The 11,973-nt window shown below is 61.5% G+C and carries 16 protein-coding genes; 11 read left to right on the forward strand and 5 right to left on the reverse strand.

What is annotated here, in order from left to right; all coding sequences use genetic code 11:
- The first annotated feature begins 49 nt into the window (after window positions 1-49).
- Entirely contained in the window at window positions 50-757 is a 708-nt protein-coding gene (locus NR126_RS17725; protein WP_027616217.1) for a response regulator, read from the forward strand.
- Window positions 758-2,044: an ATP-binding protein gene (locus NR126_RS17730; RefSeq protein ID WP_256830739.1), complete on the forward strand. Its 1,287-nt coding sequence runs from the start codon at window positions 758-760 to the stop codon at window positions 2,042-2,044.
- Between the two features lie 79 nt (window positions 2,045-2,123).
- On the opposite strand, the gene NR126_RS17735 is transcribed toward NR126_RS17730, so the two are convergent.
- Window positions 2,124-2,519, reverse strand: a complete 396-nt coding sequence (locus NR126_RS17735) for a PaaI family thioesterase (RefSeq protein ID WP_027616219.1) — start codon at window positions 2,517-2,519, stop codon at window positions 2,124-2,126.
- Between the two features lie 202 nt (window positions 2,520-2,721).
- On the opposite strand from NR126_RS17735, the gene NR126_RS17740 reads away from it, so the two are divergent.
- The 3 genes from NR126_RS17740 to NR126_RS17750 all read left to right on the forward strand — a co-directional run bounded on the left by NR126_RS17740 (window position 2,722) and on the right by NR126_RS17750 (window position 4,474).
- Window positions 2,722-3,357 carry a cytochrome b/b6 domain-containing protein gene (locus NR126_RS17740; protein ID WP_256830740.1) on the forward strand — a complete coding sequence of 212 codons (636 nt, stop codon included), beginning with the start codon at window positions 2,722-2,724 and terminating at the stop codon, window positions 3,355-3,357.
- A gap of 74 nt (window positions 3,358-3,431) precedes the next feature.
- Window positions 3,432-4,145, forward strand: coding sequence for a molybdopterin-dependent oxidoreductase (locus NR126_RS17745; protein ID WP_256830763.1), 714 nt, complete (start codon window positions 3,432-3,434; stop codon window positions 4,143-4,145).
- A 62-nt stretch (window positions 4,146-4,207) separates the two neighbouring features.
- On the forward strand, window positions 4,208-4,474 hold the full coding sequence (locus NR126_RS17750; protein WP_027616222.1) for a pentapeptide MXKDX repeat protein: 267 nt from the start codon (window positions 4,208-4,210) through the stop codon (window positions 4,472-4,474).
- Window positions 4,475-4,616: 142 nt separating this feature from the next.
- Here the strand turns inward: NR126_RS17750 and NR126_RS17755 are convergent, their stop codons facing one another.
- Entirely contained in the window at window positions 4,617-5,426 is an 810-nt protein-coding gene (locus NR126_RS17755; RefSeq protein WP_256830741.1) for a helix-turn-helix domain-containing protein, read from the reverse strand.
- Window positions 5,427-5,547: 121 nt separating this feature from the next.
- Between NR126_RS17755 and NR126_RS17760 the strand changes: the two genes are divergently transcribed.
- The 5 genes from NR126_RS17760 to NR126_RS17780 are packed head-to-tail and all read left to right on the forward strand — an operon-like array spanning window position 5,548 to window position 8,025.
- Window positions 5,548-5,868: a DUF2834 domain-containing protein gene (locus NR126_RS17760; RefSeq protein ID WP_256830742.1), complete on the forward strand. Its 321-nt coding sequence runs from the start codon at window positions 5,548-5,550 to the stop codon at window positions 5,866-5,868.
- On the forward strand, window positions 5,865-6,299 hold the full coding sequence (locus NR126_RS17765) for an MAPEG family protein (protein WP_256830743.1): 435 nt from the start codon (window positions 5,865-5,867) through the stop codon (window positions 6,297-6,299). The genes NR126_RS17760 and NR126_RS17765 overlap by 4 nt, the downstream gene beginning before the upstream one ends.
- 57 nt (window positions 6,300-6,356) lie before the next feature.
- Window positions 6,357-6,761 carry an antitoxin Xre-like helix-turn-helix domain-containing protein gene (locus NR126_RS17770; RefSeq protein ID WP_027616226.1) on the forward strand — a complete coding sequence of 135 codons (405 nt, stop codon included), beginning with the start codon at window positions 6,357-6,359 and terminating at the stop codon, window positions 6,759-6,761.
- On the forward strand, window positions 6,755-7,462 hold the full coding sequence (locus tag NR126_RS17775) for an RES family NAD+ phosphorylase (protein WP_256830744.1): 708 nt from the start codon (window positions 6,755-6,757) through the stop codon (window positions 7,460-7,462). Before NR126_RS17770 ends, NR126_RS17775 begins: the two co-directional genes overlap by 7 nt.
- A 2-nt stretch (window positions 7,463-7,464) precedes the next feature.
- Window positions 7,465-8,025: a nucleotidyltransferase family protein gene (locus NR126_RS17780; RefSeq protein ID WP_256830746.1), complete on the forward strand. Its 561-nt coding sequence runs from the start codon at window positions 7,465-7,467 to the stop codon at window positions 8,023-8,025.
- On the opposite strand, the gene NR126_RS17785 is transcribed toward NR126_RS17780, so the two are convergent.
- Together NR126_RS17785 and NR126_RS17790 are read right to left on the reverse strand one after the other, a co-directional pair.
- The gene (locus NR126_RS17785; RefSeq protein ID WP_256830747.1) at window positions 8,022-8,948 is read right to left on the reverse strand and encodes an AEC family transporter; all 927 of its coding nucleotides are present in this window, start codon (window positions 8,946-8,948) and stop codon (window positions 8,022-8,024) included. The two genes, NR126_RS17780 and NR126_RS17785, sit on opposite strands and share 4 nt — an antisense overlap.
- A 143-nt stretch (window positions 8,949-9,091) precedes the next feature.
- Entirely contained in the window at window positions 9,092-9,976 is an 885-nt protein-coding gene (locus NR126_RS17790) for a LysR substrate-binding domain-containing protein (protein WP_256830748.1), read from the reverse strand.
- 133 nt (window positions 9,977-10,109) lie between these two features.
- Here NR126_RS17790 and metC point away from each other — a divergent pair, with 133 nt between their 5' ends.
- The gene (metC, locus tag NR126_RS17795) at window positions 10,110-11,285 is read left to right on the forward strand and encodes a cystathionine beta-lyase (RefSeq protein WP_256350811.1); all 1,176 of its coding nucleotides are present in this window, start codon (window positions 10,110-10,112) and stop codon (window positions 11,283-11,285) included.
- A gap of 185 nt (window positions 11,286-11,470) precedes the next feature.
- On the opposite strand, the gene NR126_RS17800 is transcribed toward metC, so the two are convergent.
- Entirely contained in the window at window positions 11,471-11,917 is a 447-nt protein-coding gene (locus NR126_RS17800; RefSeq protein ID WP_256830749.1) for a c-type cytochrome, read from the reverse strand.
- Between the last annotated feature and the right edge of the window lie 56 nt (window positions 11,918-11,973).

Genomic DNA, 11,973 nt, shown 5'->3' on the forward strand with positions numbered 1-11,973 from the left:
TGGCGGCATAATGCCGGCCCTTCCACTCAAGGCTGGGCAGACGGTCGTTATGGATAACCTGGGTTTTGGCAAAGTGCTGCTGGTGGAGGACGACGAAAAGCTTTCCGGGCTGATCGCGCAATTCCTCACTCGGCACGGTTTTGAGGTGCGCCAGGTGCTGCGCGGCGATCTGGCGCTGGCGGCATTCCTCGAATTCCAGCCGAAAATCGTCGTGCTCGACCTGATGCTGCCCGGCCAGAGCGGCCTGCAGGTGTGCCGGGAAATTCGCGCGCTGGCCGACACCCCGATCGTCATCCTGACGGCCAAGGAAGACGACCTCGACCATATCCTCGGCCTTGAGTCTGGAGCCGACGACTACGTGATCAAGCCGATCAAGCCGCCGGTGCTGTTAGCGCGCCTGCGAGCTTTGCAGCGTCGCCAGGCACCGGAAAGTCCTGTGCGTGGCGCGTTGGAGTTCGGCACTCTGCAGATCGACCGCAGTTGCCGCGAAGTGCGCCTGGCCGGCGAGTTGGTCGAACTGACCACGATGGAGTTCGAGTTGCTCTGGTTGCTGGCCAGTGCCGCCGGCAAGACCCTGTCCCGGGACGATATCCTCAGTCGAATGCGCGGCATTGCCTTCGACGGCCTCAATCGCAGCGTCGATGTGTACATCAGCAAGCTGCGTGGCAAGCTCAACGACAACCCGCGCGAGCCGATGTGCATCAAGACCGTGTGGGGCAAGGGTTACCTGTTCAATCCATTCGCCTGGGAGCTCTAGATGCTACGGTTATTCCTGGGGTTGTTCCTGGTGCTGGCAATTGGTCTGGTGGCGGCCCTCGAGGTGGTGGACCGGACCTTCACTGCGGTCCTGGACGACACGCTGAAAACCTACAACCGCGAGGCTGTGCGCGGCCAGGCCTATTCCCTGGTGGAACAGTTGCGCGCGCTGGATGGCCCGGGGCGTGAAGCGCAGTTGCTGGCGCTGCGACCGCACTACGGCTTGCGCCTGCAATTGCTGCAGTCGGCCGACCTGGACCTCAGCACCAGCGAAAAGGCCGAGCTGGCGAACAACCTGATGGTGGTCCGCGAGAAGTACACCCAGTTCATTTCGCGGATCGACGAGGGTGAGCAACTGTTGAGCATCCAGATGCCGGAGGAACCGAGCTGGACGAACATCTACATCATCCTCGCCTACACCATGCTCGGCGTGCTGCTGGGCATCGTCCTGTATTTCTGGGTTCGTCCGCACTGGCGCGACCTGGAAAAACTGCGCCTGGCCGCCCAGCGTTTTGGCGACAACGACCTGGCTGTGCGCATCCAGCTGTCGAAGCGCTCGAACATCCGCGACCTGGCCGAGCACTTCAACCAGATGGCGGCGCGTATCGAGGGTCTGATCGCCAACCAGCGCGAGCTGACCAACGCGGTATCCCACGAACTGCGCACGCCGATTGCCCGGCTGTCATTCGAGCTGGACCAGCTCAAGCAGCAACTCGACCCCGACGCTGACAAAGCGCTGATCGCCGACATGTACGCCGACCTTGGCGAACTGGAAGAAATGGTTTCTGAGCTGCTGACCTACGCCAGCCTCGAGCGCGGCGCCACGGTGATCACCCGGGAAAACATCCAGGCCAGTCACTGGCTCGACAGCGTGGTCGGCAGCGTGGCGCTGGAAGCCGAGGCGGCCGGTGTGCAATTGCTGATCGTCGACTGTCAGCTTGAGCAGGTGCGCATCGAACCACGCTTCATGGCCCGCGCCGTGATCAACCTGCTGCGCAACGCCATTCGCTACGCCGAACAGCGGGTCGAGGTGTCGTTGGTGCGCAACGGCGATCATTACGAAGTGCGGGTCAACGACGATGGCCCCGGCGTGCCCGTCGAAGGCCGGGAGAAAATCTTCGAACCCTTCTCCCGCCTCGACGCCAGCCGCGACCGCCGCACCGGCGGCTTCGGCCTCGGCCTGGCGCTGGTCAGACGGGTTTCCCAGTCCCATGGCGGGCAGGTGGAAGTCGCGGAATCACCGTGGGGCGGGGCGTCGTTTCGGATGACGTGGGCGCATTTGGAGTGAAGGCGGGCAGGGCGGTGTGTCAGGCCTGCCGCCTTCGCTGGCAAGCCAGCTCCTACAGGGGGTGTTGCCATAGCACATCTCACACGGGAACAAGTATCCCGTCACCGGTTGCCACCAGCTTCAACTGATCGCCACTCTGCGCATACAACTCCGCCCTCGCGAACACTTGCTTTTTCCCCGCCTTGATCACCTTGCCCCGGGCGATAAACACCTCGCCAACCGCCGGCGCCAGGCAGTTCACCGAGAAGTGCGAGGCCAGGACGTTGCCGGCCACGGTACCGGCGGCAAAGCCGCAGGCGGTGTCGAGCAGGGCGGCGATCAGGCCGGCGTGGAGGAAGCCTGAGTACTGCGCCATGTCGGCCTCGCGAAAGGCCATGCTCAGTTCGGCCTCGCCGCTTTCGGCGCGGGTGACTTCGAAGCCGGCCCAGCGGTTGAAGGCCGAGGTCGAGTTGATCTGCTTGAGTGCGTTGAGCATGGTCTTTGTCCCTCCACTGGAAAAGCCGACCATGCGCCTGTCCACCCGCCGCGTCACCGTTGATAAGTAGCGGTGATACAACCCAGGCGAACGGATGAATAACCCGCGCCCGGGGTTATCACGATTTATTTAACTTTCCGTGAGGATTTGGCGATCAGCACGCCTGCATAGTTCTTCGCACACCCCCTGCGAGGAGCCGATCATGTCAGCCGTGCCTGCCGTACCCCGCGCTTCCCGCGCATCCCGGCGCAGCCATCCACGCTGGCTGCGCCTGACCCATTGGCTGAATGCCCTGGCCGTGCTGCTGATGATTGGCAGCGGCTGGCGCATCTATAACGCCTCGCCCCTGTACGACTTCAGCTTCCCCAAGGCGATCACCCTCGGTGGCTGGTTGGGCGGGGCGTTGCAATGGCACTTCGCAGCGATGTGGCTGCTGGGTCTCAACGGCCTGCTGTACCTGCTGCTCAATGTCGCCAGCGGTCGCCTGTTCCGGCGTTTTTTTCCGGTCTCGCCCAGCGGCGTCGCCCGTGACCTGTGGGCGGCCCTGCGCGGACGCCTCGGCCACGCCAACCTGAGCGTCTACAACCAGGTGCAACGCGTCGCCTACCTGTTCGTCATGCTCGACGTGGCGCTGCTGGTGATCTCCGGACTGGTCCTGTGGAAGTCGGTGCAGTTTCCCATCCTGCGGGAATTGCTCGGCGGTTACGACAGCGCGCGGCATGTGCACTTCATTGCCATGAGCCTGTTGACCGGCTTCATCGCAGTGCATCTGTTGATGGTGGCGCTGGTTCCGAAAACCCTGTGGGCGATGCTCGTGGGCCGCAAGGAGTCCGTATGAACAAGCGCAATCCCGTAACCGGCCTGGACGAGCAATCGATCCTCACCGATGCCCGGAAAATCCTCGCCCCACAGATGCAGATAGAAGACCGTTCGCGGCGCTCGTTTCTGCTCAGGGGGCTGACCCTGGGTGGCGTGGCGATGCTTTCCGGATGCAGCCTGAGTGACAGCGACAGCGTCGAAACCGCGTTGTCGAGCATGTCGCGGTTCAACGATCGGGTGCAAGGCTGGTTGTTCAATCCGAATGCCATGGCGCCCACCTATCCGGCGTCGATGATTACCCGGCCATTTCCGTTCAACGCCTTCTACGGCATCGAGGACGCCCCGGTGGTGGTCGAGGCCGACTACCAACTGGAGGTCACCGGGCTGGTGGCCGACAAGCGCAGCTGGCGCCTGGACGAGTTACGGGCAATGGCCCAGGAAGAACAGATCACCCGGCACATCTGCGTCGAAGGCTGGAGTGCGATCGGCCGCTGGGGCGGAGTACGTTTCAGCGACTTCCTGCGGCGCATCGGCGCCGATACCGACGCTAAATACGTTGGTTTCAAATGCGCCGACGACTACTACACCAGCATCGACATGGCCACCGCCCTGCATGCGCAAACCCTGCTGGCCCTGACCTACGACGGTGCGGTTTTGCCGCGCGAATACGGCTTCCCGATGAAGCTGCGCATGCCGACCAAGCTCGGCTACAAGAACCCCAAGCATATTCAGGCGATTTTCGTCAGCAACACCTACAGCGGTGGCTACTGGGAAGACCAGGGCTACAACTGGTTCGGTGGCAGTTGACGACTGCTGCACTACAACACCGCGCAGCGTCCGCTGCGTTCATTCGATGAAGGAGTTCCACCATGAAAAAGTTCACTACTGCTGCTCTGTCTTTGTGCCTGGTTCTGGGCGTCGCCAGCGTGTACGCCGCCGATACCATGAGCAATGACAGCATGAGCAAAGATGCAATGAGTAAGGACGCGATGAAGAAGGATTCGATGTCCAAGGAGTCGATGAGTAAGGATGGGATGAAAAAGGACGCGATGTCCAAGGATTCCATGAGCAAGGACGGGATGAAGAAAGACGCGATGTCCAAGGACGGGATGAAGAAGGATGCGATGTCGCAATAACTCTTTCGGTTGCACTGGAGTGCTGTTCCTGTGGGAGCGAGCCTGCTCGCGAAGGGCGTCAACGATAATGCGGACATCCTGAATGCACGCGGTGTCCTTGGATCCTTCGCGAGCAGGCTCGCTCCCACAGGTGCTAACAACATCAACTAGTCATCGATCGCTCATACGCCTGCGTCATCACCCCCCACGTCTGCCCATCCGCCGGAATCAGATGTTCGATGCGCAGCGAGGTCAGGGTGATGTCCTGAGGCATGCCGAAGGTGGTGAAGGTCGAGAGGAAATTCAGCTCGCCCTGTGGCGAATCCAGCCGGGTCAACATCAGCGGTGGTAGTTCGCTGGTGAGGGGCGTGTGACTGTTGGGCGGCGGCAGGTTCTGCAGCAATTCGGCCAACTCCGGATTACCCAAGGCTTCGCGGCTTGCACGCTGCCAGGCCACGCTACGAATCTCATCGGCATTGAGCAAGTGATCGCCAAGACCACCCGGCTTGAGCAGCGTCTCCAGCAAATTTAGACCCTGAGTCGCCTCCACCGGCAACCCCAACACATCGAACAGCACCGCAGTACTAGCGTTGGCGCCGAGTACCTGCCACTGACTGCCCAGCACAATCGCCGGTGCCGGGTTGTTGGCGTGCAGCACGTGGGCCAGGGCGTCACGCACCACGTCCATCGCCGGAGAAGTCAGCGGCGTGGTTTCATAGCGCGGCGCATAGCCGGCGGCTAGGAACACTTGGTTGCACTGCACCAGCGGCGCCTCCAGGGCTGTCAGCAGATTATGCAGCGTGCCAGGGCTGGGCGTGGCGCGACCGGTTTCGATGCAACTCAAGTGCCGCTGGGAAATCCCGCTGATCAACGCCAGGTCGAGCTGGCTGAGGCTGGCCTGGCGGCGCAACTGGCGCAGTTGCATGCCGGTGCTGGTCGAGGGTGTGGTGCGGGGGAAGGGGCGGCTGCTCATGCGTCGACTCTGACAGGGCGAAAGGGAGGCGTCCATGACCTCACAGGTCATTGCTGGCGTCGCGACCATAGCACTAACGTGGCCGGGTCAGTCACACCTGTCGCTGTCCAAGGAGGACCGCATGCACCGACCCTACCTGGCCCTTGCCGCGCTGCTGGGCTTTTCCCTGTACACCGCCTGGTCCCTGTTGATCGCCGAGCAATCGCTGCTCGCGTTCGGCCTCGATCTGCTGTCCCGTCCGGACACCGCCCAAGTGGTCATCGACCTCTATCTACTCGCCGCCATGGCTGCGGTCTGGATGTATCGCGATGCGCGCCGCAAAGGCCGCTCGACCCTCAGTGTGCTGCCGTACCTGCTGCTTACTGCGATCTTCGTCTCCATCGGCCCACTGCTGTACATCGTGGTCAACGGCTTCAGCACAGACAGCAGGGGCCGGGCATGAGCAGCACCTTGTCGATCTACGCCCTGTGCGTACTGGTGCTGTGTCTGAAAATGCTGGCGATCTCCTGTTATCAGGGTTTCCACCGCTTGCGCCACCTGGCTTTCAGCAACCCCGAGGACGCCGGCTTTTTCCGCCGTGCCGCCAACGCCGAGGAACTGCCGGTCGTGCGCCGCGCTGCCAGGGCCTGGAGTAATGATCTGGAAAATATTCCGCTGTTCTTCGTACTCGGCGGCTTGTGTGTGGCCTTGCACACTGCCTGGCTGCCGACCGTGACGGGCTTCTGCCTGTTCACCGTGGCGCGGGTGCTGCACACGCTGATGTACCTTAGCGCCCGGCAACCGTGGCGGACCCTGACCTATGCCGTGGGACTGGCCAGTCTGTTACAGCTGGCGGTGCTGATTGCCCTGCAACTCACCGAAACATCAGCTTGATCTATAGACTCGCCGAGACTACATTTGATTCTATAGATTCAAGTAGAGCCGTCGATCATGAGCCTCGCGCAACCTTTACCCGCCTTCAGCAAACAGCAGTGTGTGACCGGTTTGCGCGCTGCGGTGGCGATCCTCGATAAGTGGGAAGCCAGCAGCGAGCAGGCCTGTCGCATCCTGCGCATTTCCCGCAGCACCTACACCCGCGCCCGGCAGCGCGATCCGGCCTGGACCGTCGCCCTGGATGCCGACCAGATGCAGCGCATCAGTTTTGTCCTGAACATCCACGCCGCCCTGCGCCTGGTGTTCGACAACCCGCAGAACGTCTACGGTTTCGTCGCGTTGGCCAACCACAACGAGTTCTTCAACGGCCGCAGTCCGCTGGAGATCATGGCCCAGGGCGACATGATTTCCCTCTACGAAACCTACCGGCGTATCGATGTGCTGCGGGGCGGGTTGTGGTGAGTCCCCAGCGTCTGCCGACGCTCAAAGGCGAATCGCTGCAGGCCTATCGGCTGGTCAATTCGAAGTTTCCGCCGATCGCTTTGTTCGATGACGTGGCCGACGCCGATGAGTTCGAACTGCTCTATCAGATCCAGGCGCTGACCAATCCACGGCTGCAAAACGAAGTTGGCCAACTTGAATTGATTCGCCGCAGCGAGATCCCCTTCGGCATCCCCGGTTGTTCTTACGCCATCGCGCCCTTTACCCATGTCAATCCGGCGGGCTCGCGCTTCAGCGATGGGCGTTTCGGGGTGCTGTACCTGGCCGATTCGATGCCGACTGCGCTGGCCGAGGTGCGCTATCACCAGAACCAGTATTGGTCGAAAGTGCCGGGCCTGGGCTTCGAGCGCTTTGTTTTTCGTGGGCTGTCCTGCAGCTTCAGCCAGGCGCAGATGCAGGACGCGACGCCGCTGCCGCTGACCGATCCGATCTACGCACCGGACGACTACAGCCAGGCTCAAATCTTCGGCAAGGCGGCCAGGGACGCGGCCAGCCCCGGTTTTCGCTACCACTCGGTACGCCTGCCGGGCAGCCACTGCTGGGCGCTGTTGACGCCAAAACCGGTGACCTCGATGGTGCAGACCGAGCATTACGAGATGATCTGGAACGGCCAGATCACCAGCGTCAACCGCTTCACCCAAACCCCCACGTTCAAGGAATGAATATGCCGCTGACTGCCGAAGGCCTGATCGAACTGGCTATGGAAAACCCGCTGAATGAGCAGGTCTTTTCGCGCTTGCCGGCATTGGGTTTGAACCAATGCATGCTGACTGCGGGTTGCCTGTTCCAGGCGGTGTGGAACCATCAGGCGCAACAGCCGCCAGCGTGGGGCGTGAAGGATTACGATGTTTTCTACTTCGATGAGGACACGTCCTGGGAAGCCGAAAATGCAGTGATCGAAACCGCCGGCAAGCTGTTCCACGACCTCGACGCGAAGATCGATTTCAAGAACCAGGCGCGGGTTCATCTCTGGTACAAACAGCGCTTCAATCATTCGTACCCGCAACTGCAATCAACCCGCGACGGCGTCGATCGCTACCTGATCGCCGGCACCTGCATAGGTTTGGATGTGAGCAGCGGCGAGGTCTATGCGCCCTTTGGCCTGGAAGACACCGAGCTGGGTCTGTTGCGCATCAATCCGATCAATCCCGAACCGAAGCTGTTCCAGCAAAAGGCCGCCAGTTACCAGGCGCGCTGGCCTTGGCTGAAGATCATCGAACCTTAAATCCACGGTGTCAGCAGCATCACCGCCACGGGCAGGGCGATCGCCGCGAGCAAGGTTTGACTGGCAATGATCCCGGCCATCAAGGGCGCATCGCCGCCCAATTGACGGGCCATGATGTACGAAGACGAGGCGGTGGGCAGGGCCTGAAACAGCAGGGCGGTGATGGCGGCCGGGCCTTGCAGTCCGGCGAGGTGGCAGGCGAGCAGCGTCACCGTCGGCATGATCAGGAACTTGCACACCGACGACCAGGCCAGCGGCCGCATCCAACTGCGCACCGAACCCAGTTCCAGTGCCGCGCCGACACACAGCAGACCCAACGGCAGCGAAGCCTGACCCAGCGCCTTGATCATCGGTTCGAGACCCACCGGTAAACCCAGGCCCAGCGCCTGCAACAAGATCCCGCCAAAACAGGCCAGCACCAAAGGGTTGAGGGCTACTTGCCGGGCCACCTGACGCGCCGGCATCCGTCCACCGGCGCCGTAGCGGGCGAACACCAACACGCAGAGGATATTCACGGTCGGCACGATGGCCGCGTTGGCCACCGCCGCCAAGGCAATACCCTGGGCGCCGAACAGGCCGGCCGCCGCCGAGACGCCGACGTAGTTGTTGAAGCGCACACCGCCCTGGAACACTGAGGTAAATGCCGGATCGTTGCCTTTGAGCAAGGGACGGACGCCCACCAGCAGCGCGGCGACTGTCACCGTCGAAAACACCAGCACACCGATCATGCCTTGCACCGGCACGTCTTGCAGTTTGGCCGTGGCCAGGCTGTGCAGGAACAGCGCGGGCAGCAGCACGTAATAGCCCAGGCGCTCGGCCTGGGCCCAGAACGAGTCGGCGAGAAACGCGCTGTGCTTGAGCCAGGCGCCAAGCCCGATCAGCAGGGCGATGGGCACCAGGGCGAGCAGCAACTGGGCGGTCATCGATGCAGCTCGATCAAGGGTTGATGAGCAGGGAGGATTGAGCAGGGCATGGCGCCTTCCAACAAGGTGGGGATGGGCCTTACGATAAGAACTGTGAATGCAAAAGAAAAACGATTAAAAATTCACTGACCAACAAGTTTTTCTCATCGATCGTCAGTCTGCACCTGCTCCTGGATCACCTGCGCCAGGGCGGCCGCCAGTCTGGCGTGCGGGCGGTCTTCGCGCTCCAGCAGGACCACGCGGCGCAGGCGTTGCGGTGAGCCGAAGGGCTGCAATGCCAGCTCGCCGAGCTGTTCGAGATTGCGCCTGGATAACGGCAGTACCGCCACCCCAAGGCCCTGGGTGACCATCTGGATGATCGCCTCCTGGCTGTCCAGTTCCATGCTGGTCTGCACCCGCAGGTGCAGCCGGCGCAGTTCGCGCTCGATGGTGCGCCCGGCCCAGGCGCGGCGATCGAAGCGAATGAACGGCTGCTGCTCCAGCAGTTGCCGGGCATCCTGTCCGGCAAAGGCGGCGGGCGCGACGATCCAGAAGCCTTCTTCGTACAGCGGGGTGCTGACCAGGCCATAGGGATGGGGTTTGACCGGTTCGGTGGTGACGGCTACATCCAGTTCGCCGGCCTCGACCCGGGTCGCCAGTTCCGCCGACATGCCCGAGTTGATAGTGATGCGCAGGTGCGGATGCCGGGTGCCCAAGGCAACCAGCGCCGGGGGCAGCACGCTGGCCAGTGCGGTCTGGATGACGCCAATCTTCAGCCGGCCGCGCAGTTCATTGTCGCCGCCAATCTCCACCGCGATGCCGTCGTACAGCGCGAGGATTTCCCGCGCCCGCTCCACCGCCACATGGCCGGCGTCGGTCAGCACCGGCAGGCGCCGCGAGCGATCGAAGAGTGCGGCGTTGAAGGTTTCTTCGAGGGTCTTGATCTGCAGGCTGACCGCCGACTGGGTCAGGTGCACGCTCTGCGCCGCCTGGGCGAACGAGCCGTGTTGAGCGATGGCCAGCAAGGTACGAAGGGCGCGAATCGACATAGGGGCACGGCTGCTCAGTGAGGGGTAGGGCCGATAGTGCCAGACCCCGGCATTTGAAACCTACAGACGTGGGTAAAATCCATTACATTACGCCGCTTGTTTCGGGCTTTCGGTGGGTGTGATGGAGAAAAACGTGGATCGTCACCATATCAGTACAAAACTCACGATGCTGGGGCGCAATCCCGAAGAGCAGGCCGGGTTCGTCAACGCCCCGGTCTATCGCGGCTCGACCATCGTCTACGGTTCGCTCGATGACCTGGAACATCGCCGGGCGCGCTTTTCCTACGGCACCGCCGGTTCGCCGACCATCGAAAACCTCGAAAACGCCTGGACCCAACTGACCGGTGCGGCGGGAACGGTGATGTCGCCGTCCGGGTTGGGAGCGATTGCCCTGGCGTTGTTCGCCACCACCCGTGCCGGTGATCACGTGCTGGTGACCGACAGCGTCTACCGACCGGCGCGCAACTTCTGCGACAACCTGCTGGCGCGCTATGGCGTGGAAGTCAGCTATTACGATCCGATGATCGGCGTCGGTATCGAGTCGCTGATCAAGGCCAATACCCGGGTGATCTTCATGGAAGCGCCGGGCTCGCAAAGCTTCGAAGTGCAGGACGTGCCGGCCATCGTCGCCGTGGCGCGTCGGCACCAGATCAAGACCATCCTCGACAACACCTGGGCCACGCCGTTGTTCTTTCAGGCCCATGCCCATGGCGTGGATATTTCCGTAGAAGCAGGCACCAAGTACCTTGGCGGCCATTCCGATCTGCTACTGGGCATGGTCTCGGCCAACGCTGAAAACTGGCCGGCCTTGCGCCGTACCTACGATGCCATGGCCATGCTGCCCGGCGCCGAAGACTGCTTCCTCGCCTTGCGCGGCTTGCGCACCCTGCACCTGCGTTTGAAAGAAGCCGAAGCCCGTGCGCTGCAGATTGCCCAATGGCTGGCGGCGCGACCGGAGGTGGACCGGGTGCTGCACCCGGCATTCGCCGACTGCCCCGGTCATGAATTCTGGAAGCGCGATTTCACCGGCTCTTCGGGGCTGTTTTCCATCGTGCTCAACGCGCATTACACAAGAGCGGACGTGGCGCGGATGCTCGATCACATGGCGATTTTCGGCATGGGCTTTTCCTGGGGCGGCTTTGAAAGCCTGATCATCCCGTTCAACTGTGCCGACTACCGCACCGCGACCCAATGGCAACCGGGTGTCTACAGCCTGCGCCTGCAAATCGGCCTGGAAGATGTGCAGGACCTGATTGTCGACCTGGAAAACGGCTTTGCCCGATTGAATCTGGCGTCTTGCTCCCTGTAGGCCTGGCTTGCCCGCGAAGGCGGCCTGGCAGACAACTCATGTCGACTGTTCGGGCTTCTTCGCTGGCGTCTTGCTCCTACACGTTTGTGGTTGATCACAAGAACAGCATCCACCGCAAAACTGTGGAGCGAGCTGGTCGGGAAAAACCTCAACGATAACGCTCGCTTGCTGAATAGACACGGCACTCACCGCGCTCTCGAAATCACCTCACTCATGTACTGATTCAAATCCCGAAAATCCTTAACACTCCAGGCATGTGGCGCGATCTTCATGCCATTCTCTTGCAAGGTTTTCGGAATTAGGTTTCCGTTCGGTCTGAGAATGACCGACGAAACAATAACCCCTGGATACTCATTGAGCCGTTTCTTGAAGGCAGGTGTTGTCAGGTCGGGTGTAGGAGGGGTGCTTTTCCTGGCCAGTGGGCCTGTTGCCTTGATATCGGCTCCATGGCACATGGCGCATCTTTGCGTGAACAGGTTTTTCCCGTTGATGTTTTCGGCCAAGGACAGGCTTGATTGAGTGATGAGTGTCAGGCCGGTTAAAGCCAGCAACGATGTTTTTAGTAATGTGCGCAGTGGCTTTGAGGAAAAGATAATCGATGGAGACGGGGTTGAAGCTGGGTTGTTAATCATGCCAATCCATTGAGCATTTTAGTTATTGAATTCCATGAGTGCGGTTGCACCCAGGG

Origin of the sequence: Pseudomonas sp. Pse1 (genome assembly GCF_024519635.1) — a bacterium.
GTDB lineage: Bacteria > Pseudomonadota > Gammaproteobacteria > Pseudomonadales > Pseudomonadaceae > Aquipseudomonas.

Coding starts and splice junctions, on each gene's coding strand:
- NR126_RS17725 (WP_027616217.1), top strand. CDS start 50: ATGGATAACCTGGGTTTTGGCAAAGTGCTGCTGGTGGAGGACGACGAA.
- NR126_RS17730 (WP_256830739.1), top strand. CDS start 758: ATGCTACGGTTATTCCTGGGGTTGTTCCTGGTGCTGGCAATTGGTCTG.
- NR126_RS17735 (WP_027616219.1), bottom strand. CDS start 2,519: ATGCTCAACGCACTCAAGCAGATCAACTCGACCTCGGCCTTCAACCGC.
- NR126_RS17740 (WP_256830740.1), top strand. CDS start 2,722: ATGTCAGCCGTGCCTGCCGTACCCCGCGCTTCCCGCGCATCCCGGCGC.
- NR126_RS17745 (WP_256830763.1), top strand. CDS start 3,432: ATGCAGATAGAAGACCGTTCGCGGCGCTCGTTTCTGCTCAGGGGGCTG.
- NR126_RS17750 (WP_027616222.1), top strand. CDS start 4,208: ATGAAAAAGTTCACTACTGCTGCTCTGTCTTTGTGCCTGGTTCTGGGC.
- NR126_RS17755 (WP_256830741.1), bottom strand. CDS start 5,426: ATGAGCAGCCGCCCCTTCCCCCGCACCACACCCTCGACCAGCACCGGC.
- NR126_RS17760 (WP_256830742.1), top strand. CDS start 5,548: ATGCACCGACCCTACCTGGCCCTTGCCGCGCTGCTGGGCTTTTCCCTG.
- NR126_RS17765 (WP_256830743.1), top strand. CDS start 5,865: ATGAGCAGCACCTTGTCGATCTACGCCCTGTGCGTACTGGTGCTGTGT.
- NR126_RS17770 (WP_027616226.1), top strand. CDS start 6,357: ATGAGCCTCGCGCAACCTTTACCCGCCTTCAGCAAACAGCAGTGTGTG.
- NR126_RS17780 (WP_256830746.1), top strand. CDS start 7,465: ATGCCGCTGACTGCCGAAGGCCTGATCGAACTGGCTATGGAAAACCCG.
- NR126_RS17785 (WP_256830747.1), bottom strand. CDS start 8,948: ATGACCGCCCAGTTGCTGCTCGCCCTGGTGCCCATCGCCCTGCTGATC.
- NR126_RS17790 (WP_256830748.1), bottom strand. CDS start 9,976: ATGTCGATTCGCGCCCTTCGTACCTTGCTGGCCATCGCTCAACACGGC.
- NR126_RS17800 (WP_256830749.1), bottom strand. CDS start 11,917: ATGATTAACAACCCAGCTTCAACCCCGTCTCCATCGATTATCTTTTCC.